The following is a 25,516-nucleotide window of genomic DNA, read 5'->3' on the forward strand; positions in this document are numbered from 1 at the left end:
TTGCCAAGCTTCGGCTTCAGGTCGTTTCTTCGATCTCGTCATCGAATCGAGAGCGCGTCCCTCGAGTCCGCGCGAACGGCGGGCGGGTCGCGGAGACATTAGCGTATGAGCGTCGATCGGGTCGATAGGTTTTCCCCGCGGTCCGCGCCCGGACGGCGCGACGATCCTCATTCATTTTCGCGGCGCCGCGAGACTGCGCCCGAGCTGGTCGACGTCCCGCGCCGACGCGCCTGGACGACGCCGGAGGGCCTCGAGCCGGGCGCCGGCCGCCCGCTGCCGCAGGAGATCGCCTTCCTCGCCGGCCACGGCCCGCCGCTGGTCATGCTGCAATATGGCGCGGCCATGGCCCGGCGTCAGGGGGCGAGCGCAGACGCCGTGCTGATCGCGGAAGGGCTCGTTTCCGAAGAGGAATTCTATCGCGCCCTCGCCGCCGAGCTGAAGGTTCCCTATCTCGCCGAGCCCGACGGCCTCGCGCCCTCCGTCGATCTCGAGGCCGATGCGGCGCGGGGATACGCCCGTTTCGCCTCCGGCGCCGGGCCGCTCTGGCTGTTCGCGCCGCGCGGCGCGGAGATCCCCCGTCTCGTCGGCGTCGCGCGCGCGGCAGCGGGACGTCCTCTCTTCGCGATCACCTCGCCCTCGCTGTTTCAACAAGCGTTGCGCCGCGCCGCGGCGGGCGCGCTCGCGCGGGGAGCCGCGCACTCGGTCGAGCGCGTCCTGCCGCATCTTTGCGTGCGGCGCGCGTTGGCGACGGGGGCGCCCGTGGGATTCATTCTCGCGGCCGCCTGGACGGCGCCGGCCGCGGAGGCTTTCGCCTTTACGTCCGCGCTGTTGGCCTTGGCCTTTCTCGGCAATGTGCTGCTGAGGCTCTACGCTTGCGCGCACAGCGCCGCGGAAGGAGAGCGCGCGCCCTCTCTCGCGGAGGCGGAGCTGCCGGTCTATTCGGTCGTCGTCGCGCTCTATCGCGAGGCTCCCGTCGCCCGCCAGCTCGCGCGCGCCATTGCGGCGCTCGATTATCCTCGCGCCAAGCTCGACGTGAAATTCGTGGTCGAGGCCGACGACCCCGAGACGGCGGCGGCGCTGCGAGCGGCGCCATTGCGTCCCTTTTGCGAGATCATCGTCGCGCCGCTGGGCGAGCCGCGCACCAAGCCACGCGCGCTCAACGTCGCTTTGCCCTTCCTGCGCGGCTCGCTCGTCGCCGTCTTCGACGCGGAGGACGCACCCGAGCCGGCTCAATTGCGCAAGGCCGCCGCTCTGTTCGCGCGCGGCGACGACAGGCTCGCCTGCCTCCAGGCGAGCCTGTGCATTCACAATGGGGCGCAGAACTGGATGACCGCGCTGTTCGCGATCGATTACGCGCTCTTGTTCCTGGTCTTCAACAAGGGCGCCTCGGCAGCGGGACTGCCCTTCTTTCTGGGCGGCACGTCCAATCATTTCCGCGTGACCTGTCTGCGCGCGCTCGGCGGCTGGGATGCGTTCAACGTGACAGAGGACGCCGACCTCGGCCTGCGCCTCGCCCGTCGCGGCTATGTCGCCCGCACCATGCGCTCACGCACCTATGAAGAGGCGCCGGTCGAATTTTCGAGGCTCGTCGCGCAGCGCTCGCGCTGGATGAAGGGCTGGATGCAGACCGCCCTCGTCCATTGCCGCGCGCCCTCGCGCTTGGCGAGCGATCTCGGCGTCTCCGGCGCGCTCGTCGTCGTCGCGCTGTTCGTCGGCGGCGTGCTGGCGCCTCTGCATGGGCCGCTGCTCGCCTGCGCGCTCGTTCTCGACGCGGTCTTCGGCCGGCTGCTGCGACCCGAGACGCCACTCGAAAATCTGCATTGCGGTCTCTGGTGCTATGTCGCGGCGACGGCCTTCTACGCCGAGTTGGGGACGCGGCTGATCGCCATGCGGCGCGGCGGACTGCTCGGCTTGTGGCCGGCGCTGCTCTTCCGGCCTTTATGGGCGCTGATGCTCATGCTCGCCGCCTGGCGCGCCTTGCGCGATCTGTGGATCCGGCCCTACCATTGGGACAAGACCGAACATGGCGCCGCCGCCGCGCCCGACACCACTCGCCATGCCCCGCCCGAAAAGCCTCGACCCGCGGCCTCCCGCGGATGATGCGCCGCCCGAAGCCGCGCCGCCCACCGCGCTCGCCAAGCATTCGCTGGTCGTCGCCGGCCATCGCACGAGCGTTTCGCTGGAGCGCGCCTTCTGGGACGCGCTGAAGGCCGCCGCCGCCGAGGAGGGCTGCTCGCTCGCCGCCCTCGTCGCCCGCGTCGACGCCGCGCGGGGCGAGGCCAATCTCTCCTCGGCCCTGCGCGTCTTCGCGCTGGCGCGGGCGCTGGCGAAGGCGCGGGGATGACACGGTCTCAGACGAGGCCTGCGGCGATGTTCACCGTCAGCGCCAATATGGCCGTGTTGAAGAAGAAGGCGAGAACGCCCTGAACGAGCGCCACGGCGCGCATGGTCGCGGAGGAGGTGGCGACGTCGGCCGTCTGGCAGGCGACGCCGATCACATAAGCGAAATAGAGAAAATCGACATAGCCCGGCTGCTCCGCTCCCGGAAACATCAGCCCGCCGCGCAGCGCGGCCGGCCGATCCGGCGCGGCAGCCCGCTCGAGATAGAACTCATGCGCGTAATGCAGCGCGAAGGCGAGATGGATGAACAGCCAGGAGCTGACCACGGTCAGCACGGCGAGGCCGGTATGCGCGGTCTTCGGCCAGCCTTCGAGGCTCTTGACCGGCCCGAGCTCGGCGACGATGGCGCCGAGCGAGGCGCAGCCCGTGGCTATGGCGAGCAGGAGAATGACGAAGCGCCCTTCGTCCTGAAGCTGCGCGTGTCGGCGCATGGAATCCGGGGTCGAACGCGCCATGAGCTCGGCGGATACGGCCAGATAGAGAAGCGCGAAGACGTTCCAGCCGATGAGCGCCCGGGTCACGTCGCGCCAGGATTCGGGCAGGAGCAGGCCGAAGATCGCTCCGGCGAGCGCGCAGAGGAACAGCCGCGAGCGCGCCCGCAGAATGCGCCACAGCAGCGGACGCCGCCGCGCGAGGGGAGCGGTCTCCGCCACCGCCGCGTCTCAGCTGCTGCGCCGGGCGACGAAACGCGCCGCCTCGGCGAGCGTGGCCGTCGCCGCGCCGAGCCCGGTCTCGGCGAGCGCGGCTATGGCCGCTTCGACCAGAGCGTCGCGGCGCGCCCGCGCCGTCTCGAGGCCGAGCAGGCCGATCAGCGTCGCCTTGTTGCGCTCGGCGTCCTTGCCGGCGCGCTTTCCGAGCGCCGCCTCGTCGCCCTCGGCGTCCAGAATGTCGTCGGCGATCTGGAAAGCGGCGCCGAGCGCGTCGCCATAGCGGCCGAGCGCCGCAGCGACCTCGGGCGAGACGCTCCCCAGAATGGCGCCGAAATCGACGCAGACGCGCAGCAGCGCGCCGGTCTTCATCGCTTGCAGGCGCAAAATTTCGTCCTGCGCGAGGGGCGAAGCGGCCTTCTCCGCCTCGAGGTCGAGCGCCTGGCCGCCGACCATGCCGCCGAGGCCGGCGGCGCGGGCCAGCGCCAGCACGAGCCGCGCGCGTATCTCGGCCTCCGCATGGGTCGCCGGATCGGCGAGAACGTCGAAGGCGTATGTGAGCAGCCCATCGCCCGCGAGAATCGCGGTCGCCTCGTCGAAAGCCTTGTGCGCGGTCGGGCGGCCGCGGCGCAGATCGTCGTCGTCCATCGCCGGTAGATCGTCGTGGGCGAGCGAATAGCAATGGATCATCTCGATCGCCGCCGCGGCGCGCGCGGCGCTTTCGCCCGACACGCCGAAGAGGCGCGCCGATTCGAGCGCCAGAAACGGCCGCAGCCGCTTGCCGCCGCCGAGCGAGACATAGCGCATCGCTTCGAGCAGCCGGGCGGGCCGGGCGATTTCGCCCGCGAGCGGCGAAGGCCCGAGCAGCGCGTCGAGCGTCGCCTCCGTCACGGCGGCGGCCTCATCGAGGCGGCGGCGGAAGTCCTGGTCTGTCATAAGGATCGGCTCGCGCTGTCGGATCGGCGCGAAACGGCGCCGGCGACGTCATTATGGCCCCCCTGCCCGGCTTTCAAGTGCGAAGGAGCCGCGCCGCTTCCGCCCGCAGCGCCGGGACCGCCTCCGCCTCGAACCAAGGGTTGCGCTTCAGCCAGGCGCTGTTGCGCCAGGAGGGATGCGGCAGCGGAACGATCCGCGGCCGTAGATCCCAGAACTCGCGCCAGCGGCCGACCGTCTCGGTCACGCTCGCGCCGGGGGGAAGCGCGCGGCCGAGACGGCGCAGATGATAGTCCTGCGCATATTTGCCGACCGCCAATATCGTCTCGATCTGCGGCAGGGCGGCGAACAGCGCGTCATGCCATTCGCGCGCGCATTCGCGCCGCGGCGGGAGGTCGCTCCCCTGCGCGTCATAGCCCGGGAAGCAGAAGCTCATGGCGGCGACGCCGATCCGCGACGCGTCATAGAAGGTCGCGCGGTCGACGCCCATCCAGGCGCGCAGCCGGTCGCCCGAGGGATCGTCGAAGGGAAGTCCCGAGCGATGCACGCGCAGCCCCGGCGCCTGGCCGGCGATCAGCAGCCGGGCCGTCGGCGACACGCGCACCACCGGCCGCGGCTCGTGCGGCAGCGGCGGACCGTCCGGCCGCTCGGCGCAGATGCGGCAGGCGCCGATCGCCGCGAGCAGAGAGGCGAGATCGGCTCTATTCAACGCTCCGTCTCCGGCCGATGCGCACAATTCGACATATTCCGTGAGCCCCCCGTTAACGTTTGCGTTCCATTATCGGCAAGGGTCGACCTGCCTGCCAGATTGTGCGGAAATTCCGGGCTTCTCTCGCCACGGCGAGGGGGCGGGAGCGCCGCTTCTCCGGCGCGAGCCGTCGATGTTCGTCGCTTCGGGTCCCGCGTATCATGGATGAGATTACCGCCGAGATGATCGAGCGCGGCCGCGGGCGGGACGGACGCTCGGAGCGCCGCCGCCGTGGCGCCAAGGTGCGCGAGGCGCGCGAGAAGCTCACCACATCCGACACGGGTCATCGCGGCTGCGACGTGGGGCTGCTGCGCGCCTACGCCTCGGCGCGGCTCCATTCGGCCGCTCCGGCCTCGGCGCTCATCGCCATGGTGGCCGGCCTCACGCGCTATTGGATGGACGGCGAGCTCGAGATCGTGTGGATCACCTTCGCCTTGTCGACGCTGCTGCTCTGCTACGGCCTCGCCAAGCGCCTCGACCGGCTCGCCGACGCCGAGATCAACGTCATTTCCTGGCGCAGCAAATTCGTCGCCGCGGAATTCGCCCATGGCCTCGTCTGGGCCTCGATGGCGGCGCTGCCGCTGCAGGCGGGCGATCCCAACGCGAAAGCCTTCGTGCTCGCCATGCTGATGCTGGCGGCGGCTTTCAACACCATGGTGACCGCGACCATTCCCATCGCCGTCTATGCGACGGTCACGCCGATCTCGATCGCCATCGTCGCCTGCCTGCGCGTCTCCTCGCTCGAGGACACGAGCCTGTCGCTGCTCGCGCTGGTCGGCGCGGCGCAGGTGTTTTTCGTGGTGCTCGCCAAGCGATTCCACCATGTGACGCGCGAGAGCCTGTTCTTCCGCATCGAGAAGGACGATCTGATCGGCGAATTGGAGCAGGCCAAGGCCAATTCCGACGAAGCGCGCCGGCGCGCCGAGGAGGCCAATCTCGCCAAATCGCGCTTCCTCGCCACCATGAGCCACGAGCTGCGCACGCCGCTCAACGCCATTCTCGGCTTCTCCGAGGTGCTGAAGAACGAATTGTTCGGCGCCCATGCGGTGGCGGCCTACAAGGACTATTCGAAGGACATTCATTCGAGCGGCCAGCATCTCCTGATGCTGATCAACGAAATTCTCGATCTCTCCCGCGTCGAGGCCGGCCGCTACGAGCTGAAGGAAGAGAGCGTCTCGCTCTCGACGGTGGTGGAGGACTGCCGCCATCTCCTCACGATCCGCGCGCAGAAGCGCGGGATCGAGATGATCGAGATGAAGGAGCCGGACCTCCCGCGCCTGTGGGCCGACGAGCGCGCCGTGCGGCAGATCGTGCTCAATCTCCTCACCAATGCGATCAAATTCACGCCGCAGGGGGGGCAGGTGACACTGAAGGTCGGCTGGACCAGCGCCGGCGGACAATATGTGGCGATCAAGGACACCGGCCCGGGCATTCCCGAGGAGGAGATCGCCGTGGTGATGTCCTCCTTCGGCCGCGGCACTCTGGCGCAGAAGAACGCCGAGGAAGGCACGGGCCTCGGCCTGCCCATCGTCAAGGGACTCATCGATCTGCACGGCGGTCTGTTCAAGTTGAAGTCCAAGGTGCGCGAAGGCACGGAGGCGATCGTCGTGTTCCCGCCCGAGCGCGTGATGAACGCTCTGCCGAAATTCGAGCCGGAAGACGATTCGCAGCCGCATGCCGGCGAGCGGAGGCGTCCGGCCGCGTGAGTTTCACCCGTCGCGCCCCAATGTTCGCGCGACGAGCGTTCTGCGATAGAGCTCTTCATATCTGCCCGCCATGAACGCGACGGTGTTCCGGACGCCTTCGTCTTTCTGCCATGCGGCGACGGCCGCCTGCGCGCGTGCGACCTCGCCGCCATCGCTCGCGATGCGGCAGATGTCCCGATAGAGCCTTTCGATGGAATCGAGCGGCAGGACCCAGCCCGCGCCCGTGGCGCGAATCCTCTCCGCCACGGCGCCGAAATCGAGGCCGATGACCGGCATGCCGACCGACCACAACTCGGTCAGAGTATGGCAATGCGTTTCGGGCCATGTCGACAGAACGGCGCCGATGGCCGCGCCGGTCGCGAGAAATCGCGCGGCGAATTGCTCCCTGGAATAGGGGCCGTGCGACACGATCCCCGGACCCTGCAGGGGAGGGCAGACCTCACCGACGAGATGAAATCGCAAGCGGCGCCCGGCGTCGAGCGCCGCGAGCGACATGATCAGGTCGCGCCCCTTCTTCGCATTTATGTTTCCGGGAACGAGAATGTCGACGAGACCGACCTGCGGCGCGACGGCGCGCGGCGGATGAAACGGCGGAAAATCGCGCCCGTGCTCGATGACTTCGATACGGCCGGCGAGGGAAGGAAGATTCGCTTCCAAAATCGTCTTCGCGGCGTTCGAGGTAGTGACGAAAGCGTCGCAGAATTCGAACGCATGGGCGAATTTCCTCCGCCATTCGCGCACCCAGGCGCCCTTCAGCGGCGGGATGTTCTGCATGATCCACAGCTCGGGGATGCATTCGCCCGGCGACGGCGTGCAGACGCCGCCGCAATAGCGGCCCAATTCGTCCACCAGTTTCAACGAAGGGCAGACGGCGTAGAAGTCGTGGAACGACATCACCACCGGCACGCCGGCGCCTTCGGCGATCTTCGGCAGCGCCACGCTGTGCCAGGCGAGATGGCGGATATGAACGAGCTCGATCGCATGTCGCGCGAGCCAGTCCTTTGTTATGTCGGCGTAAGAGCCGCTCGCATGAGCGACGAGATCGATGGGCTCGTCGAGCGCGCGCCGCTCTACGATTTGATCGTCCGATTCGTCGAGTCCGACTTTCGTCAGGGTGAGCGTTCGCCGGTCGCAATGGAGGAGCCAGGGCTCGAAGCGATCGCGCAGGCGGCGCATGAGATCGCGATTGGTCAGCGGCGTGCCGCCGGTGAGGGTCGAGATTACGAACAGGATGCGCGGCCTCGGCGCCGCGACGCGCTTCGAGGCCATTTCCTCGCGCAACCGCAGCACGCCGTGGCGGACCGCATTCATTCTCGGTCCCGCGTCGAGACGATGCGCCAGCGTGCGATAGTCGAGGTAACGCTCCTCGAGAATCGTCCGAGCGCGCTCCGAGAGCTCCCGCCCTCGCTCCTCCGAGGCGGCGGAGCGGGCGTGATGCACGAGCGTGCGGTCGTCGATCAAATGGCGCCAGCCGGCTCTGCCGGCGCGCATCGACCAATCATTTTCTGCGCCATGACCGAAAGGAAAGGATCGGGCGTCGAAATCGCCGATCTCATCCAGAGCGTCGCGCCGCAGGAAGGCGCAAAACCCGCCTGCCGTCGGCGTTTCCGGCAGGAACGTCGACGAATGCTGCAGGATCAGCCGCTGATAATCCTCGATCGTCCAGCCCGGCTCGAGCGGGGCGGAACGACCGGCATGCGGAACGGTGAAGACGCCGGCGTCGTCGGAGACGGCGGTGACGGAAGCGATATCGTCGGCGCTATAGGCGGCGTCCTGGAGATTTTCCGCCCAGCGAGGCCCCACTCGCATGTCGCAGCTCAGGAGAATCACATCGCATCCGCGCGCGATCTCCAATCCGAGATTCACCGATTTCGCATATCCGACCGCCTCCTCGTTCTTGCGGATGTCGATGTTCGGGAGCGAGACGAAGGCGCGCAGCGATTCGGCGATCCGCCGATGCGCGCCCACGTCGTCGATCAGGAGCACGGATGCGGTTCGCGGCGTATGGCGGAGCACGGAGTCGAGGCAGCGCTCCGGAGCCTGCGCAGCGTCGTCGATCGGCACGACGATGGCGAGCGGCGGCCGAGCGCGGCGGCTGGAGAGAAGCCGCGGCCGGTGCGGCCTCAGATCGACCGCCAGCGGCGCGCCCTCGATCGAAGCGCCGCGCCAGCGAATGTCGACGACCGCCGCCCCGGCGCCGGGCGGCAGAAAAATCTCGAAGCCGCCGCCGACGACGCGATGATCCAATCTTCGCAGATCGCTTCGCGGCAGGGTCGCGTTCGCCTGCGCAAAATAAACGCCGTCGATCGAGACGTCCAAGGCGACCGGCAGGTCGGGCGAGGCGGGATCAAAGGCCCAGCCCACGATCGATTGCGGATCGACGCGCTCGATATTCGACGCCAATTTCACTCGCGTCGTTGCGTCGGCGCTCGCCTTTGCGAGACCGTCGGGGCGAAGCGCCAGCCAATGATAGAGCGGCGACGCGCTCACCTGCCGCAGAAAGGGGTTGGCGTCGAGATGGCGCTCTGTCGAGAAGACCGGCGACGGGTCGAAGAGCAGCTTCCAGCCGATGCGGAGATAATGCTCCGCGGCGTCGACGTCCTCGTCGACGCCATAGCGGGCGCGATAGAATTGCCCGTCGACATGGGGCCTGACCGTCTCCAGCTGAAAGCCGACGATCTCGTCGTCGGTCGACGGCCTCAAGCCCTCCGCGCGCGGCCAGACACAACCGACGTAATGCGTCAGCGCATTGGTTTCGAGGGAGAGATTGCGGGTTGCGAGATAATAGAGAGTGTCGAACGTCTCGGACGGATTGCGACCCTCGCGCCACCCGTAGCGCATGAAATGCGTGAAAGGATTCGTCGCAGACTTCGCGACATCGGGATTCGTCCTCGTATAATAGTTCTTGTCGAAAAGTCGCTTTTCGGTCACGAAAAGGCGAAGCAGCCTGTTCTTCGTCTCGCCTGCCGATATCATTCGCTCGAGCCCGATGGTCGTTCAGATCCGGCGCCGCCGCGCCTCGTTTCGTCACGATGCGCGCGATGTATAGTTATTCGAAATGGCGTTGTCGACACGATTACGATCGCATGCAGCCGCGAGACGAAAAGAACCACACGCTCCGGAGTGTGCGCCGGCGCACATCGGCGGCGCACACTCCGCGCTTTAACTCTTTGTAGAGATTTCGCCGGCGCGCGCGGATTTCCGCATCTCGCCCGCAACCAGAGCGGGGCTCTCCGCGTTAGGCTCGGAAAAGGAGTGTCGCGTTATGAACGTTTCGGGAAACAGGCTGTTTTCGAACGGCGCCTCGCGCCTCGTCGCCGCGGCGATCGTCGTCACGGGATTTTGCGCCGCCGTCGCCGCCGCGCCGGCCGTCGCGCCGCTCCAGAAAGCGCCCGTCGCGCCCGCGCAGCGCGTCGCCTTGGGCGAGGGCGTGACCGCGCTGCGACCCTTCGGCCAGGGCGCGTCGATCCGCGTCGACCGCGCCTATGGCGAGGAAGACGAGGACTGCGTGCTCGCGGTCACCAAGGTCGAGGACGCGCGGGGCGGAATCAGCGTCACCCGCGGCGTCGCCTGCGCGCCCTAACGCCGCGTTCACCGCCCGACGATGCGCCCCACGGCCCAATCGGGCTGGACATAGGGACGCCGCGTGCGGAACTGGCCTTTCATCACCAGCGCGAAAGCGATGGCGTCGAGCCCGGCGAGCGTCAGCCACCAGAGCTGCTCGCCAGCGGGGCCGAACAGGGAGATGGCGAGGCCCGTCGCGAGCCCGGCCAGCAAAAAGGGCGCGAGCACCGGCCGCGTCCGCCCGACGATGATAAAGGCGCGCGCTCCCACCGCCGCCAGAGCCATGGCGCCGATCGCGCCGAGATCGAACCACACCTGGAAGACGAGGCTGCGCGGCGTGTCCGGATCGAGATAATGGCCGAGCACGCCGAAGATGGCGGCGCCGAAGCCATGGCCGAGCAGCACCCGCGGGCCGTCGCCGACGATGATGCGGCCCCAGACCAGCAGCGGCTCGAGCGCGGCCGGAGGACGCTCGGGTAGAGCATAAGCCGACAGGACGGCCGCCAGCGGCGCGACGAGAATCGCCGCCGCGGCCGCGAGCGCGAGAACGCGCGAGACGCGCCGCGCCTTGCCGAACGACAAGGCGAGAACCAGGGCGCCGATGAGCAGAGCGGGCAGAGCGCTGGGCGCGCGGGCGAGCGCGCAGGCGGCGACGGCGACCGCGGCGACCGCGCCGGCCGAAATCCATCGTCCACGCAATGCGAGCGCTCCGAGCGCGGGCCACAGCACGAGGGCGAGGCCGAGGCCGGCGCGCTGCAGCGGATCGCTATCGAGATCGGCCGGCGTCTCGGCCGGCCGGGCGACGAGCGCGACGGCGAGGAGCGCCGCCGCCGCGGCGGCGGTGCCGATCGGCAGAAGATTGAGGTTGGAGGTCTTGGTGCGCGGAGGCAGCAGCGCGCAGGCCGCCGCCACCAGAGCCAGCGTCGCCGCGCTCTTGCCGAATCGCTCGGCCGGTCCGGAGCCGAAGGGCGTCCAAGCCAGGGAGAGCGCGCTCCAGGCGACGAAGAACAGAGCGGCGAGCGTCGTCGGCTTCAGCGCCAGAGCGGAGATTTCGCCGAGCTTGCGCGAATCGGGCGCGAGGCTCGCCGACAGCAGCAGCAGGGCCGCGCCGATCGGCAGCAGAATGTAGATCGTCTGCCGCGCGAGGATCGGCGCCACCTGCGAGATGATGAACAGCAGCATGATGCTGAGCCGCGCCAGCAGCCGCGCCGCCTCCATGGCCGGATCGTCGATGGTGCGTCGCGGAAAATTCGGCATGGCGGAAAGCGCCCGCGGTTGCGGTCGAGACTCCCGAGTCTACAGGCAGAGTTGCGGGGAATCCATGGAGGATGGGACGGTTGCGCTGCGGCGGAGCGAGGGCGGCCTCATTTTTTCTCCCACTGTGTCTCTTTTACCCATTCCGCGCACACTAGCGCATCGGCCTCGCGCGGAGCATATCGTCGCGCCAGCTTCACGAACTCCTCGGACGGCGAGAGTCGGGCCAGCGCCCAGACGGCGGCGCCCCGCGTCAGCGGCGAGCCGTGGTCGAGCAGCGGCCGCAGGGCGGCGGCGAGGCGCGCGTCGCCACAATTGCCGATGGCGATCGCCACATTGCGCAAGAAACGCGCATGGCCGAGCCGCTTCACCGGCGTGCCGGCGAACAGCGCGCGAAAGCCCGCATCGTCGAGCGCGGCGAGTTCGGCGAGCGGCGCGGCGTCCAGTTCGGGACGCAGAGCGAGCCGGGCGTCGCGGGCGCTCTGCGCGAATTTGTTCCAGGGGCAGACGGCCAGGCAGTCGTCGCAGCCGAACACGCGATTGCCGATGGCGGCGCGCAGCTCGCGCGGGATCGGGCCCTTGTGCTCGATGGTGAGATAGGCGACGCAGCGCCGCGCGTCGAGCCGATAGGGCGCGGAAAAGGCGTTCGTCGGACAGATGTCCAGGCATTTGCGGCAGGAGCCGCAATGATCGCGCTCCGGCGCGTCGGGCGCGAGCGCGAGATCGGTGAAGATCGAGCCGAGGAACAGCCAGGAGCCGAAACGGCGCGAGACGAGATTGGTGTGCTTTCCCTGCCAGCCGAGCCCGGCGGCCTGCGCGAGCGGCTTCTCCATCACCGGCGCCGTGTCGACGAACACTTTCGCATCGCCCGAGCCGGCGCGCGCCAGCAGGAAGGCGGCGAGCTGCTTGAGCCGGCCCTTGATCACCTCGTGATAATCCCGCCGGCGGGCGTAGAGCGAGATCGCGCCGCGGTCGCGGCGCGCGAGGGCGGCGAGAGGATCCTCGTCCGAGCCGTAATTGGAGCCGAGAAGAACGATGGAGCGCGCATCGCTCCACAGACCCTGCGGCGCGGAACGGCGCTCGGGCGTCTGCGCCATCCACTCCATGTCGCCATGGGCGCCGCTGGCGAGCCAGGCGGCGAGCCGCTCGCCGGCCTGCGGCGGCGCGCTCGCGGGAGCGATACGGCAGAGGTCGAAGCCGAGCGCCGTGGCGCGCTCGCGCAGCTCCTCTTCGAGGCTCAGAAGTCGAGATCGGCGTAGCGCGGCGCCGGCGTCGTTCCCACGGCGCGGTCCGAGAGCAGCGGACGGAAGGCCGGGCGCGATTTGATCCGCTGATACCAATGCTTGACCGTCTCGTGTTCGTCCCATGGAACGTCGCCCAGATAATCGGCGCAGGAGAGATGCGCGGCGGCGGCGAAATCGGCGAAGCTCAACGTCTCGCCCGCCAGCCAGTTCCGCGCCGCGGTCAAATGGCCGATGTAGCGCATATGGGGACGGATATTGGCGCGTGCGACGCGCAACAGGTCCATGTCCGGCGCGCCGCCGCCGATCTCCGGGGCGAGGAAACGCTTGTAGACCTTCTCGGTGACCAGCCAATTGGTCACTTCCTCGAAGAATTTGAGGTTGAACCATTCGGTCAGCCGGCGCGTCTCGGCGCGCTCGCGGGGCGTCGGCGGCAGCAGCCGCAGGCGGTTGAGCTCCGGATCCGCCGTCTCCTCGAGATATTCCGCGATCGCCATGGCGCCGGAGACGACGGTTCCGTCGTCGTCGACCAGCACCGGCGTGCGGCCCGCCGGATCGAGCTGGAGAAACTCCCGGCGCCGTTCCGCGGCTCTCTCCTCGATCAGCGTCGTCTCGATCCCGTATTCGGCCAAAATCAGCCGAACGAAGCGCGAATGGGGACAGAGCGGATGATGATAGAGAGTGGCCATGGAGCCTTTCGTCTGACGGCGCGACGCCGCGGCAAGAAAGAATGAGATGCGTCGCTGCGGAAATTTTCGTATAGGCCCCGCCATGGAGCGCGACAAGCGCGGCCATTGCCGCGCCCCTCGCCCGTCTTCAGGCGCCATCCTATTGAGATTTTATACAATTTTATCGATTTTGGGCGGCGCCGGGAAACCCTGCGGCGCCGCGCCATTTTCGAGTGTGGCGTTAGCGAATCCTTGACGGCCCCGGCCGGCCCGCGCTCACAACACGACGACGGTCGCGCCGAGCCGCACGCGGTCATAGAGATCGGCGACATCCTCGTTGAGCATGCGGATGCAGCCGGAGGAGACGGCCTCGCCGATCGACCAGGGCTCGTTGGAGCCGTGAATGCGGAACATGGTGTCGCGGTCGCCGGCGTAGAGATAGAGCGCGCGCGCCCCGAGCGGATTGTCCTCGCCGCCTTTCATGCGTCGGGGCAGGTCCGGGCGGCGCTTCAGCATCTCGGCGGGCGGCGTCCAATCGGGCCATTGCGCCATGCGGCCGATGCGGGTGCGCCCGCTCCAGGCGAAGCCCTCGCGGCCGACGCCGACGCCATAGCGCAACGCACGGCCGTCGGCGAGCGAGAGATAGAGATAGCGGTTCTTGGTGTCGACGGTGATCGTGCCGGCCGGCGCGCCGGTCGGATTCTCGACGAGAGCGCGGGTCGAGGTCGGGTATTCCTGGGCGAGCCGCTCGTCGTCCTCGGCGACGGAGCGGCCTTCGAAGAGCGAGAAGACGTCTTCGGCATGGGCGGCTGGGATGAAGACCATCGAAGCGGCGGCGATTGCGGCGAACGACAGCGCCTCGACGGCGCGGCGGCGGATGGAACGGAACATGGCGCACTCCCTCGGGCTGGTTCGTTTTCCGCTCGCTTCATGGCGAGCGGGACGAAACTAGCCGGGTCGAGCGGCGGCGTTTGTGCGCCTTCGCACAGGGCGCATGCGGTCCGTCCTTCGAGACGCGTGCTGCGCGGGCTCCTCGGCATGAGGGGCGCTCACTGGTCAAGCAATCGATGTCGCCCAGCTCCCTGTCCCGAGGAGCCTGCGCAGCACGCGTCTCGAAGCACGAGGGCTGCGATGCCGGTCGCTGGCGCCATGGTCTACATCCTGCTCTGCGCGGATGATAGCTACTGGGAACCTTCGAAGGCTCTACGACGCTTCGCAGGCCCGTGAAGCTGCTCTGGTGGTTTGTGAAGGGTCTCTCGCACCGAGGAGACCTGAAAGGCGCGTCTCGAAGCACGGGCCGTTTCCACAATCTGAAAAAATCTCCGCCCTCGCGAGGAGGGCGGAGCCTGTTCGTCTCCCGCTCAGCCTTTTTTCGGGCTTTCGGCTTCTCTCGCCTTCAGCGCGGCGCCGAGAATGTCGCCGAGCGAGGCGCCCGAATCGGCGGAGCCGTATTGGGCGATCGCCTCCTTCTCCTCGGCCACTTCCAGCGCCTTGATCGACACGGCGATCTTGCGCGCCTTGCGGTCGAACAGAGTGACCCGCGCGTCGACCTTCTCGCCGACGGCGAAGCGCTCCGGACGCTGGTCGGCGCGATCGCGCGCCAGCTCGTTGCGCTTGATGAAGGTGGTGAGGTCGGTCCCGGCGATCTTCACCTCGAGCCCCGAGTCCTTCACCTCGAGCACCTCGGTCGTCACGACGGCGCCCTTCTTCACCTCGCCTGCGCCCTCTTCCGAGACCGAGGCGAACGGATCATTGCCGAGCTGCTTCACGCCGAGCGAGATGCGCTCCTTTTCGACGTCGACGTCGAGCACCTGGGCGGTGATGACGTCGCCCTTCTTGTATTCCTCGATCACCTGCTCGCCAGGACGATTCCAGTCGAGATCGGAGAGATGGACCATGCCGTCCACATCGCCGTCGAGGCCGATGAACAGGCCGAACTCGGTCTTGTTCTTGACCTCGCCGGTGACCGTGGAGCCCACCGGATGCTTCTCGGCGAAAGCCTCCCACGGATTCTGCAGCGTCTGCTTGAGGCCGAGCGAGATGCGGCGCTTGACCGGATCGACCTCGAGCACCTGGACATCGACCTCCTGGCTCGTCGCGACGATCTTGCCGGGATGCACGTTCTTCTTCGTCCAGGACATTTCGGAGACGTGGACGAGACCCTCGATGCCCGGCTCCAGCTCCACGAAGGCGCCGTAGTCGGTGATATTGGTGACGCGGCCGTGGAACTTGGCGCCGATCGGATATTTGGCCTCGATGCCCTGCCACGGATCCTCGAGCAATTGCTTCATGCCGAGCGAGATGCGATGCGTCTCGTGATTGATCTTGATGATCTTCACGCGCACGCTCTGGCCGATCGACAGAACCTCGCTCGGATGGTTGACGCGCCGCCACGCCACATCGGTGACGTGCAGCAGGCCGTCGATGCCGCCGAGATCCACGAAGGCGCCGTAATCGGTGATGTTCTTGACGACGCCCTCGATGACCTGCCCCTCCTCGAGATTGGCGACGATCTCGTGGCGCTGCTCGGCGCGGCTCTCCTCGAGCACGGTGCGGCGCGACACGACGATATTGCCGCGGCGGCGGTCCATCTTCAGAATATGGAAGGGCTGCGGAACGTTCATCAGCGGGCCGACGTCGCGGATCGGACGAATGTCGACTTGGCTGCGCGGCAGGAAGGCCACGGCGCCGTCGAGATCGACGGTGAAGCCGCCCTTGACCTGATTGAAGATGACGCCCTCGACCTTCTCATTGCTCTCGAAGGCCTTCTCGAGCTTGACCCAGCTCTCCTCGCGGCGCGCCTTGTCGCGCGAGATCACGGCCTCGCCGAGCGCGTTCTCGATGCGCTCGAGATAGACCTCGACCTCCTCGCCCACCTTGGGAGCGGGATCGCGGCCATAGCCGGTGAATTCCTTGAGGGCGACGCGCCCTTCGGTCTTGAGGCCGACATCGATGACGGCGACGTCCTTTTCGATGGCGACCACGCGGCCCTTGATCACGGACCCTTCGAAAGCCTCGTTCTGGCCATAGCTTTCGTCGAGCAGGGCGGCAAAATCCTCGCGCGACGGCACGCGCTCTGTTGCAGTGGACATTCGTTCTCCTGAGGACCCTTCTTCGGGCGGGCGCCGGCTGGGGTTGGCGTTGCGGACGGGCTTCTTCGGTCGGAGGCTTCCCCGGCGGCCGGCATATGGCCGAAGCGGAGGAAGCGAGAGTTCTCAGGTGAGAACTGGCCGGCGCGGCCCGATCGAAAAAGCTCTGGGTTCAAAAAGGGAGTGGCCGGAAGGGAAAATCCCGCCGGCCGACCCTGTGGATAATCTAGCAGGAGGGCGCGGTCCCGGCAAGGGACGCGAACATCACCCCGGTTGTGCCGGGCGGCGAGCGCTCTCCGGGCCGCGTGAGGGTTTCCGTCGTCTCGAGCGTCTTGCGCAAGAGCGCCGTTTTCGTGTAGCGAGCCGCGCTCGAGCATCCGGCAAAGACGCGACCATGCTCGAGCGTTCGTTCGAATCTTTCCTGTTTTTCTCGCGATGGCTCCTCGCGCCTTTCTTTTCTTTCTCATGCTCGTCGCCGGGCTCGTCGAGCTGCTGATCGAGGCGGGCGCGCATCTCTGGGAGGCGACGGCCCGTCTCTTCATCGTCTCCGAAGCCGATATGACGCTGCTCGTGCTCGATCATCGACACGACCCTCACCGACGCGCCGGTGGTGATTGTCATGCCTGTCGACACTGGCTTTCGCGCTTTCGGACCGCCTGTCCGGCCACCACCCGGCCGAGGCCGCGAAGAGCCGCACTGAGCGCAGCGCCGGGCGGCCGGCGGACGTCGCCTCTTCTCGGCGCGCGCTCTCCGGCGTCAATTCTGCGGCAGCGCGGTTCGCATCTCGTCGCAGGCGCGCAATTGCGCGTCCGTCGCCGACCAATAAGAGAGCTGGCACAGCGACTGATAGCGGCTCGCCACCAAAAAGGACCATGCCTCATAGCCGAGAATAGCGGCGATGGCCGCCAGCATCAGCCCTTTGCTCATGAGCTCCTCCGCAAGCGCCGCGCGGGATGAGCGATATCTTCGCTCGAGGGCCGCCCGATGGTCAATCGCCGCTCCCTGCAGAGCGCGGCAGATCCGCCCTTATCCACTCGCGCCCGGACCGCCCCAGAGCCAGGCCGCGCCGCGCACGCCGCTCGCGTCGCCATGGCGGTTGCGCAGGATTTTGGTGTCGATGGCGTCGGAAAAGGCCTGTCGCTCGACGAACTCGAAGAGCCCGTCATAGATGCGGCCGATGTTGGAGACGCCGCCGCCGAGCACGATCACATCCGGGTCGAGCAGATTGACGATCGCCGCGAGCGCGCGCGAGAGCCGGTCGCGATAGGCGTCGAGACAATCGAGCGCCGCAGCCTCGCCGCGCGCGGCGCGCGCTGCGATCTCCTCGCCGCCGGCCCGCCGGCCGCTCCGGACGTCATAATCATAGGAGAGCGCGGGACCCGCGAGAAAGGTCTCGACGCAGCCGTAATGGCCGCAATAGCAGAGGCGCCCGGGAAATTCGGCCGGCGTCATCCAGGGCAGAGGCGTGTGCCCCCATTCGCCCGCGACCTTGTTGACCCCCTGCAGCACCTTGCCGTCGACGACGAGGCCGCCGCCGACGCCCGTGCCGAGGATGACGCCGAACACCACGCGCGCGCCCGCCCCGGCGCCGTCCACGGCCTCCGAGAGGGCGAAGCAATTGGCGTCGTTCTCGATGCGCACCGGCCGGCCCAACAGGGCCGCGAGGTCCTTGTCCAGCGGCTTGCCGTTGAGCCCGGTCGTGTTGGAGTTCTTGACGAGTCCGGTGCGCGGGGAAATCACGCCCGGCGTGCCGAGGCCGACCGTGCCGCGCCCGCCGAGCTCGGTCTCCAAATCCCGAACCAACGCCGTGATCGTCTGCAGGATCGCGACATAGTCGTGCGCCGGCGTGGGCGCGCGTCGGCGCGCCAGCGTCTCGCCGCTCGCGTCCATGGCGACGGCCTCGATCTTGGTGCCCCCGAGATCGACGCCGATACGGAAGGGTTCCTGTGTCATCGCCCTTCCTCTATCTAGCGCGGCGGCGGCGCGGCGGCAGCCCCCGTACGCCCTCTACTGCAGCCGGGCGCGGTCCAGATCGAGCGCGCCCTTCAGACTCTCCGCGGCGCTCCGGTCGATCCGCGCCGAATCGAGAGACAGTCCCTCGGCCGCGGCGCCGTCGAAGCGCGCGCCGGTCAGATCGGCGCCGGCCGCATCGGCGTCCTTCAGCGAGGCTCCCGAGAAGTCGGCGCCGGCGGCGCGGGCGAAGCGGAGATCCGCCCGCGAGAGATCGGCGCCGCCGAAATGCGCCCCCTCGAGCCGGGCCGAGCGCAGCACGGCCCGCATCAGCCCCATGGACTGGTTCTTCATATCGGCCGAGAGATCGGCCTCCCGGAAGGAAGCGCCCGAGAGATCGGCGCCGGTCATGTCGGCGGCGAGGCGGCTTTTCGAGAAATCCGCCTTCGCGGCCTTCGCCCGCTGCATCTGCGCCGCGAAGACATGCGCGGCGCGCAGCGAGGCGCCGGAGAGATCGGCCTCCAGCAGCCAGGCCTGATCGAGAATGGCGCCGTCGAGCTTGGCGCCGACGAGCCTCGTCTTGACGAGCCGCGCCGCGCGCAGATTGGCGCCCGAAAGGTCGAGGCCGGAGAGATCGAGGCCGTTGAGGCTTCTCGACGAGAGATCGAGGCCGCCCGCCCCGCCGGCGATCTTCGCCTCGATCTCGGCGCGCGTCAGCTCCGCCTGCGAATAGGCCGGCTGCGACAGGTCGATATTGCGCAGCATATCCTGCGCGCGCGCCGGCGCCAGGGCGGCGACGAGGGCGAGCGCTGCGGCCTGCGCCGATCTCACGGCGCTTCGTCCGGTCTCGGAGCCTGCGCCCCGGCGAGCTCCCTGGCCTGGGCGACCCAGCGTCCCCGCTCGAGACGTCCGGGAATGGCGAAGGACGCGCTCACCCATTTGACGTTCTCCGGCGTCCAGGCGGCGATCTGGTCGAAGTGATAGACGCCGAGCGCGTGAAGCTTTTCGACGCTCTTGGGTCCGACGCCCTTGATCTTCGAGAGGTCGTCCGGCGTTCCGCCGCGTGGACCCGGCAGGCCGGGGGGCTGGACGCCCGGGTGTTTTTTCGTGGCCTCCGCCGGCGCGGCCGCCGCCTTGGGCCGGGCGGGCGGCTCGGGCGGCAAGGAGGCGGCCGCGGGCGCCTCGGATTCGGGCTCGGGAGCGGCCGTCGCGGGCTCCGGCGCCGGGGCGGCGAGCTCCGGCTTCGGCGCGCCCCTCACGACGACATGAGGCGGCTTCTTCGTTGCGGGCGCGGCGGGAAAAGCGGCGGCGGCCAGGAGCCGCGCGCCGCCGCCGATCGGCAGAGCGAGGGCGTAAGCGGCCGCGAACAATAGGCCGAGGTCGAAGAACAGCCCCGCGCGACCCGGAACGATCTGCAGATTGGAGAGGAAAAATCCGCCGAGCAGCGTCAGCGCCGCCCCCACCACGACGCCATGGCCGGAAAACTCCGCGTCCCTGGCGTTGGTGAAGGCGACGAGGCCGACGACGAGGCCGAGGGCGGCCGCCCCCGCCAGCCATTCCCAGGATGCGGCGAGCAGATAGAGCATGCGCGTTCTCCTTCTCCGCTGGACCCGCTCACTTGACCATGAATTCGATGCGCCGGTGCGGCGCTTCGCTCTCGACGGGCGCGCCGCCGCCTGCCGTCGCCGTCAGCCGGGCCGCATCGACGCCCGCCGCCACCAGATAGTCGCGCAGCGTCTCGGCGCGTCGTCGCGCGATCGACTCGTTCTCCGTCACCGAGCCCGCCCCGTCGAAATAGACGATGATGTCCAGCGCGGCGCCCGGACTGCGCAGCAGGTCGAAGGCGAGCGCGTCGGCGATAGGCAACGACTCCTCGGCGAGGGCCGAATGATCGGCGCCGAAGGAGAAGCCCGGCGCGACAGTCTTCGCGATCGTCGCATAGAGGTCCGTCGGCGCGATCTCGTCCGCCGGCGAAGCGACGCTCAGCAGCGCCGAGGTCTCGAAGCCCTCGGGCGTCTCTCTGGCGAGACGCGCCTTGATGTCCTCGGCCGCCCGCGCGGTGAAGGCGGCGCCCTCGATCGCGATGCGCCGGTCCGAGATCGCCGCCGCGCCCGTGCGCAGCCGGGTCACGGCGCGCAGAGCGGCGTCGGCCGCTCTATCGAAGCCCCCAGGCGCGCCGGCCGCGACGCCGATCTCATCGGCGATCTCGCCGCCGAAGCGACGCTTGCTCGCGGCGACGAACCCGTCGCGCGTCGCCGCATCGGGCGCATAGCCCGACAAGGCGAGCGTCCCGTCCTGCTTGTGCGCGGTGAGCACATAGGGCGAGACGAGGCCCGCCGCGATCTTCGTCGCGCCGAGATCGAAGCCCTTCGGGAGAGCGGCGCGCAGCCTCGCCTCGACAGAGGACGCGGTGACGTTCGGCTTGCCGGCGCCCTCGATCACGAGGCTCGCATCGGAGAGCGTCGCCTTGCCGTTGTCGAGGCCTTCGAGCGCGCCGAGAGCCGCGCGCGCGGCCGCGGCGAAATCGGCCGGCGCGCCGCTCGCGACGCGGCTCTGGTCGCCGACCGTCCCGGCGCCGGCCAGGGCGGCGGCTTCGCTCGCGAGCGCGTCATGGACCGCCGGCGACGGCGCATAGCCGAAGAGGGACAGGGACGCGCCGCTCTTGACCGCGCTCCAGACGAAGGGCGAGACGCGCGGCGGCGTGACGTCGACCGCCGTCACGACGATCCCGGCCGGCGGCGATCGCAGCGCCGCGAGCGCCCGGTCATAGGCGTCGAAGCTCGCCGGAGCGCCGCTCACCGTCAGCGTCGCGTCCGAAAGAACGGCCTTGCCGTCGCCGAGCGCGTCGAGCACGCCCATGGCGTAGGTCGCGAGCGCGCCGAAATTCGCCGGCGCGCCGAGCGCATAGGCGGCCTTGTCGGCGACATCGAGGCCCTGCCCCGCCGCGACGGCGCGAATGCGCTCGCGCGCTCCCGGCGGCTCGGCGCCGGCCACGACGAGCGTCTTGCCTCGGCGCTCGAAGGAGGCGACGAAGGGCTTGGCGAGGGCCGGAGCCGTCGTCTTGTCGACGACCGCGCGAACGCCGTCCTGCTTTTCGATCGCCGAGACGATCAGCTCGACCGCGTCCCGCGACAGGGCCACTCCCGAAACCGTGACGTCGCGGCCGTCGACCGCGACGGAAGCGTCGGCGAGCGCCTGCGGCGTTTCGGCCCGCGCCAGAACCGAGCGGGCGCGGCCCGCTATGTCGGTCTCGATCTTCTCGCCGTTCATGGTCGCGGCGAAGGTGAAGAGGATGGCCAGCGGCGGCAGGCCGATCCACCATTTGCCCGGCTGCATCATCGCGCTTCCGGCTCCCTGGAGCGAGAATCATTACGTATGGACGCAATGTTCTATCAGGGGGCGGGGGCGAGACCAACTCGCGCGATCCGCCGATTCCGCGGAGATGGGGGACCGTTCAGGGTTTTTTCTTGGCCGGCGGCTCGCCGGCGGCCGGAGGCGGAGAGGGATAGAGATCGATCGCCTTGTCGAGCGTCCAATAGCAGTCCAGCGCGCCGGAGGGACGCACGCACCAGAGCGGACCGTCGCGCTGATCGACCAGAACCTTCTGATCGCGCACGAGCTGCACGCATTCGCCGGCGGAGAGCCTGGCCTTGAAATAGGCGGCGTCCTCCTTGGCGGTCTTCTCGTTGATCGGCTTGAAGGCGCGCTTGATGTCGGCGGGATCGCGGCAGGCGAGCACGGCCCCGCGCGCCACGGCGGCCTGCGCCGAAGGGGCGAGGCAGAGCGAGACGGCCAAAGCGAGGAGCGCGCGCATGCGCGATACCTTAGCCGAGCCGAGCGCGATTTTCCAGCAAAAGGCCACGTTTCAGCTCACGGCGCCCGCTGAAACAGGCCGATGGTGAGCAGGACGCCGACGAGGACGACGACGAGGCGCAGCCGATTTTCCGGAATGCGGTGCAGGAGCCTCGCGCCGGCGACGCCGCCGACCGTCGCCCCGGCCGCGGTGACCAGCGCCTGCGCCCAATGCAGATCGGGCGAGAACAGGAAAATGCCGACGGCCGAGGCGTTCATCACCCCCGCGAGCACATTCTTGGTGGCGCTGGCGATGCGCACATTCTGGCCGGCCATGGTCAGCGCCGCGACCATCAGAAAGCCGATGCCGCCGCCGAAATAGCCGCCATAGACGGAGATGAGGAATTGCGCGAGGCCGGCGGCGCGGACGGGCAGGCGCCCCTTCGAATCGCCCGGCCGGCGAAGAAAGCTGCCATAAGCGAAGACCGCCGTCGCGAACAGCACGAGCCAGGGCACGAGCTTCGCGAAGAAGGCGGGCGGCGTCACCAGCAGAATGGCGGCGCCGACCGCCCCGCCGACGACGCTGATGGCGAACAGCGCCCGCAGCGAGAGACCGCCCGCCCCTGCAGAGAGGTCACGGCCGGCCCATCCTGTCGCCACCTGCGCGGGAAATAGGGCGACGCAGGAGGTGATGTTGGCGGCGCGCGCGTCCATGCCGGTCAGCATCAGCGTCGGCAAGGTGAGGAAAGAGCCGCCGCCGGCGAGCGCATTTTGCGCGCCGGCCCACATGGCGACGAAGAAGAGCAGGATCAGCAGCATCGCCCGGCTATCCCAGCTGGGACGGCTGAAATCAAGCTCGAAGCGGCGTCACCGGGCCATCGCCTCGCCCTTTTTTGTGAGCAGCCAGAGCCGCTCCATCCGGAAGGCGGAAACGCATCCCGGCCCGCAGGGATCGTTGCAGCACCCGTCCGCCGTCGCGCCGCGCAGGGCGAAGGCGTTCCACAGCATGCGGGCCGCCGGCTCGAACGCCTCGCGCGGCCAGCCGAGCTCGGCCGCGAGGGCCTCGCCCGTCGCCGGCGCGAGGCGGAGGCGGCGAAGAATCGCCGCCTCCCGGCTCTCCCGCGCGGGCGCGGCGCGGTCGAGCTTCGCGCTCACGCCGCGACCGGCTCCACTTTCAGCGCGGCGAGATAGTCGGCGAGCTTCCTGCGGTCGGCCTCGACGAGCGGCTTCAGCGGCGGCCGCGGCGCGCCGGCCTGCAGGCCGCGCAGAGCGAGGCCCGCCTTCACCGTGGTCGGCAGGCCGCCGACCACGATGAATTTCAGCACCGGGAGGATGTCGTAGAAGAGCGCGCGGGCGCGCGCGATGTCGCCCGCCTGCACGAGCTCGAACAGCCGTCCCGGCCGATCGTCGAGCAGATTGGGCGCAGCCGTGCACCAGCCCGACGCGCCGGCGGCGATCGCCTCGAGCGCCATATGATTGGCCCCGTTGTAGAAGGGGATCGTTCCGTCGGACAATTTGTGAATGGCGTGCATGCGGTTGAGGTCGCCGCTGCTCTCCTTGACGAAGCGCACCGTGTCGAGCTCGCGGACGAGGCGCACCAGGAATTCGGGCGACATGTCGACGCCGCTGGTGCCCGGGTTGTTGTAGGCCATGATCGGCAGATCGGTCGCCGCCGCTATGGCCGCATAGTGATCGAAGATCTCGGCTTCGGTCAGCTTCCAGTAGGACACCGGAATGACCATCAGCATGTTCGCGCCGATCTCCCGGGCGTAGCGCGCCTTGGCGACGGCCGCGGCCGTGGTCAGCTCGGCGATGCCGACGATGACCGGAACGCGGCCGGCGACGGTCTCGACGCCGAGCTTTGCGCCGCGCCGCCATTCCTCGTCCGTGAGATAGGCGCTCTCGCCGGCGCTGCCGAGAAAAGCAATGGCCGCCGGCTTCGAGCGGAGCAGATTCTCGGTGACGCGGCGGAACGCCCGGTCGTCCACGCCGCCGTCGGCGGAGAAAGGCGTGACGGGATAGGCGACTATTCCTCTGATCGTGTCGATCATGGCGATCCTCACTTCGCTTCTTCGCGGATCGCCAGGCGGCCGGCGTTCTGCAGCATGGGCGCATTCTCGCAGGCGAGATAGCGTGCGGGCTTGTCGGGATCGGCGTTGACGTGATGGTGCCAGGCCCACACGGGGATGTAGACGGCGTCGCCCTTCTCCCACTCGATGCGCCGATCCTCGATCATCGAATAGCCGCGCCCCTCGAGCACATAGAGGATGGTCTCATAGGTGTGGCGATGGCGGTTCGAGCGCCCCCCCGGCGTCAGCCCGCCGACCGTGAGGCTGATCGCGTGGGAGGGAAGATCGATGAAATGCACAGGATGCTTGCGCTCGACCGAATAGGCGGCGCGCGCGTCGTCCTTCTCGACGCCGCGATGCGCGAGCCGCTCGGGCAGCTCGACCTCGAATGTGGGCGGAGTCTTGTCGAAATCGGCCGAGTGGAAAACTCGCTGGGCGGACATGGCCAACCTCCCGTTTATTGCGGTCTTTTTTCATCACAGAAAAATGAGAATAGGTCCAAGACTTGTTTTCGATACTGAAAATCGGATTTTCCTATGATAAAGACGGCTCATGGACTTCCGGCGCCTGCGCTATCTGATCCGGGTCGGGGAGGAGCGCAGCTTCACGCGCGCCGCCCGGTCGCTGAACGTGTCGCAGCCGACCCTCTCGCAGCAGATCCAGGACCTCGAGGCCGAGCTCGGCGTGATCTTGTTCATCCGCACCGCGCATAAGGTCGAGCCGACCGAGGCCGGCCTGCTGACGATCGACTGCGCCCGCCGCGTGCTCGCGGAGGTGGAGGGACTGCGCGAAGCCGTGCTGGAGCACAGAGGGCTGAAGCGGGGCCGGATGCGCATCGGCGTGACGCAGACGGTCAACGCCCTCTATCTCCCTGGGATCGTGACCGCCTTCGCGCGCGACTATCCGGCCATCGACCTGGAGATTTTCGAGCTCGCCAATGACGAGATCGACGCCGGAGTCGAGGCGGGGACTCTGCACCTCGGCGTCGGCCTTCCGCGCGCGCATACGAAGAGCCGCGCCGAGCCGCTCTATGCCGACACGCTGATGCTCGTCTGCGCGCGGGGGAGCCGGCTCGCGCAGGCCGAGGAGGTGGCGGCCGAGAGAATCGCCGAGGAGAACCTCGCGCTGCTCGGCCACGGCTTCCGGACGCGCGCGGCGGTCGACGATTATCTCGCCAGGGTCGCCGTGACGCCGCGCCGCATCCTCGCCTTCAACACATTCGCCGCCATTCTCAATGTCGTCGGCACGGGAGATTATGTCTCGATCGTGCCCGCCGACGTGCGCCATGTCTCGGGCGTCTCGGCGCTGCATTTCGCTCGGCTCGACCCTGGCCCCGGCAGTCGGACGATCTGCCTCCTGAGCGCCCCGGACGGCCGGGCGACGCCCGCCGCCGTGCGCTTCGCCGCGCGCATCCGCGACCATTTCGCGGGCTCGGCGCGGTGAGCGGCCGCGGCC

24 protein-coding genes are annotated in these 25,516 nt (G+C 68.6%); 5 read left to right on the forward strand and 19 right to left on the reverse strand.

What is annotated here, in order from left to right; genetic code table 11:
• Positions 1-105 precede the first annotated feature (105 nt).
• Complete coding sequence (locus AC6IW9_RS02425) at positions 106-2,100, forward strand: glycosyltransferase (RefSeq protein WP_497768718.1); 1,995 nt, start codon at positions 106-108, stop codon at positions 2,098-2,100.
• Complete coding sequence (locus tag AC6IW9_RS02430) at positions 2,057-2,344, forward strand: ribbon-helix-helix domain-containing protein (RefSeq protein WP_497768721.1); 288 nt, start codon at positions 2,057-2,059, stop codon at positions 2,342-2,344. The genes AC6IW9_RS02425 and AC6IW9_RS02430 overlap by 44 nt, the downstream gene beginning before the upstream one ends.
• A gap of 7 nt (positions 2,345-2,351) precedes the next feature.
• Here the strand turns inward: AC6IW9_RS02430 and AC6IW9_RS02435 are convergent, their stop codons facing one another.
• From AC6IW9_RS02435 to AC6IW9_RS02445, 3 genes are all read right to left on the reverse strand, one after another.
• Complete coding sequence (locus AC6IW9_RS02435; RefSeq protein ID WP_497768723.1) at positions 2,352-3,053, reverse strand: DUF1345 domain-containing protein; 702 nt, start codon at positions 3,051-3,053, stop codon at positions 2,352-2,354.
• Between the two features lie 9 nt (positions 3,054-3,062).
• Positions 3,063-3,983 carry a polyprenyl synthetase family protein gene (locus AC6IW9_RS02440; RefSeq protein WP_497768725.1) on the reverse strand — a complete coding sequence of 307 codons (921 nt, stop codon included), beginning with the start codon at positions 3,981-3,983 and terminating at the stop codon, positions 3,063-3,065.
• A gap of 73 nt (positions 3,984-4,056) precedes the next feature.
• Complete coding sequence (locus AC6IW9_RS02445; protein WP_497768728.1) at positions 4,057-4,689, reverse strand: uracil-DNA glycosylase family protein; 633 nt, start codon at positions 4,687-4,689, stop codon at positions 4,057-4,059.
• 200 nt (positions 4,690-4,889) lie between these two features.
• Between AC6IW9_RS02445 and AC6IW9_RS02450 the strand changes: the two genes are divergently transcribed.
• The gene (locus AC6IW9_RS02450) at positions 4,890-6,434 is read left to right on the forward strand and encodes a sensor histidine kinase (protein ID WP_497768731.1); all 1,545 of its coding nucleotides are present in this window, start codon (positions 4,890-4,892) and stop codon (positions 6,432-6,434) included.
• Positions 6,435-6,437: 3 nt separating this feature from the next.
• Here AC6IW9_RS02450 and AC6IW9_RS02455 read toward each other — a convergent pair whose 3' ends face one another.
• On the reverse strand, positions 6,438-9,365 hold the full coding sequence (locus tag AC6IW9_RS02455) for a glycosyltransferase (protein ID WP_497768734.1): 2,928 nt from the start codon (positions 9,363-9,365) through the stop codon (positions 6,438-6,440).
• A gap of 334 nt (positions 9,366-9,699) precedes the next feature.
• On the opposite strand from AC6IW9_RS02455, the gene AC6IW9_RS02460 reads away from it, so the two are divergent.
• Positions 9,700-10,017, forward strand: coding sequence for a hypothetical protein (locus tag AC6IW9_RS02460; RefSeq protein WP_497768737.1), 318 nt, complete (start codon positions 9,700-9,702; stop codon positions 10,015-10,017).
• Between the two features lie 8 nt (positions 10,018-10,025).
• On the opposite strand, the gene AC6IW9_RS02465 is transcribed toward AC6IW9_RS02460, so the two are convergent.
• From AC6IW9_RS02465 to AC6IW9_RS02535, 15 genes are all read right to left on the reverse strand, one after another.
• Entirely contained in the window at positions 10,026-11,255 is a 1,230-nt protein-coding gene (locus AC6IW9_RS02465; protein WP_497768740.1) for a hypothetical protein, read from the reverse strand.
• Between the two features lie 107 nt (positions 11,256-11,362).
• Complete coding sequence (gene queG / locus AC6IW9_RS02470; protein WP_497768743.1) at positions 11,363-12,592, reverse strand: tRNA epoxyqueuosine(34) reductase QueG; 1,230 nt, start codon at positions 12,590-12,592, stop codon at positions 11,363-11,365.
• Positions 12,490-13,182 (reverse strand): glutathione S-transferase family protein, encoded by a 693-nt coding sequence (locus AC6IW9_RS02475; RefSeq protein WP_497768746.1) that lies wholly within the window; start codon positions 13,180-13,182, stop codon positions 12,490-12,492. The genes queG and AC6IW9_RS02475 overlap by 103 nt, the downstream gene beginning before the upstream one ends.
• A 255-nt stretch (positions 13,183-13,437) precedes the next feature.
• Positions 13,438-14,052, reverse strand: coding sequence for a L,D-transpeptidase (locus AC6IW9_RS02480; protein WP_497768749.1), 615 nt, complete (start codon positions 14,050-14,052; stop codon positions 13,438-13,440).
• A 470-nt stretch (positions 14,053-14,522) separates the two neighbouring features.
• Complete coding sequence (rpsA, locus tag AC6IW9_RS02485; RefSeq protein WP_497768753.1) at positions 14,523-16,253, reverse strand: 30S ribosomal protein S1; 1,731 nt, start codon at positions 16,251-16,253, stop codon at positions 14,523-14,525.
• Positions 16,254-17,006: 753 nt separating this feature from the next.
• Positions 17,007-17,177 (reverse strand): hypothetical protein, encoded by a 171-nt coding sequence (locus tag AC6IW9_RS02490; protein WP_497768756.1) that lies wholly within the window; start codon positions 17,175-17,177, stop codon positions 17,007-17,009.
• 99 nt (positions 17,178-17,276) lie between these two features.
• On the reverse strand, positions 17,277-18,203 hold the full coding sequence (locus AC6IW9_RS02495; protein ID WP_497768758.1) for an ROK family protein: 927 nt from the start codon (positions 18,201-18,203) through the stop codon (positions 17,277-17,279).
• 54 nt (positions 18,204-18,257) lie between these two features.
• Positions 18,258-18,965: a pentapeptide repeat-containing protein gene (locus AC6IW9_RS02500; protein ID WP_497772394.1), complete on the reverse strand. Its 708-nt coding sequence runs from the start codon at positions 18,963-18,965 to the stop codon at positions 18,258-18,260.
• A 62-nt stretch (positions 18,966-19,027) separates the two neighbouring features.
• Positions 19,028-19,786 (reverse strand): helix-hairpin-helix domain-containing protein, encoded by a 759-nt coding sequence (locus tag AC6IW9_RS02505; RefSeq protein ID WP_497768760.1) that lies wholly within the window; start codon positions 19,784-19,786, stop codon positions 19,028-19,030.
• Between the two features lie 28 nt (positions 19,787-19,814).
• Positions 19,815-21,539 (reverse strand): OmpA family protein, encoded by a 1,725-nt coding sequence (locus AC6IW9_RS02510; protein WP_497768762.1) that lies wholly within the window; start codon positions 21,537-21,539, stop codon positions 19,815-19,817.
• A 115-nt stretch (positions 21,540-21,654) separates the two neighbouring features.
• Entirely contained in the window at positions 21,655-22,014 is a 360-nt protein-coding gene (locus AC6IW9_RS02515) for a hypothetical protein (protein ID WP_497768764.1), read from the reverse strand.
• A 56-nt stretch (positions 22,015-22,070) separates the two neighbouring features.
• Entirely contained in the window at positions 22,071-22,811 is a 741-nt protein-coding gene (locus AC6IW9_RS02520; protein ID WP_497768766.1) for a sulfite exporter TauE/SafE family protein, read from the reverse strand.
• Between the two features lie 48 nt (positions 22,812-22,859).
• Complete coding sequence (locus tag AC6IW9_RS02525) at positions 22,860-23,147, reverse strand: hypothetical protein (protein WP_497768768.1); 288 nt, start codon at positions 23,145-23,147, stop codon at positions 22,860-22,862.
• Positions 23,144-24,043 carry a dihydrodipicolinate synthase family protein gene (locus tag AC6IW9_RS02530; protein WP_497768770.1) on the reverse strand — a complete coding sequence of 300 codons (900 nt, stop codon included), beginning with the start codon at positions 24,041-24,043 and terminating at the stop codon, positions 23,144-23,146. The genes AC6IW9_RS02525 and AC6IW9_RS02530 overlap by 4 nt, the downstream gene beginning before the upstream one ends.
• Positions 24,044-24,051: 8 nt before the next feature.
• Positions 24,052-24,504 carry a cupin domain-containing protein gene (locus AC6IW9_RS02535; protein WP_497768772.1) on the reverse strand — a complete coding sequence of 151 codons (453 nt, stop codon included), beginning with the start codon at positions 24,502-24,504 and terminating at the stop codon, positions 24,052-24,054.
• Positions 24,505-24,613: 109 nt separating this feature from the next.
• Between AC6IW9_RS02535 and AC6IW9_RS02540 the strand changes: the two genes are divergently transcribed.
• Positions 24,614-25,504 carry a LysR substrate-binding domain-containing protein gene (locus AC6IW9_RS02540; protein ID WP_497768774.1) on the forward strand — a complete coding sequence of 297 codons (891 nt, stop codon included), beginning with the start codon at positions 24,614-24,616 and terminating at the stop codon, positions 25,502-25,504.
• The last annotated feature ends 12 nt before the right edge of the window (positions 25,505-25,516 follow it).

Source organism: Methylosinus sp. shoA (genome assembly GCF_059718125.1).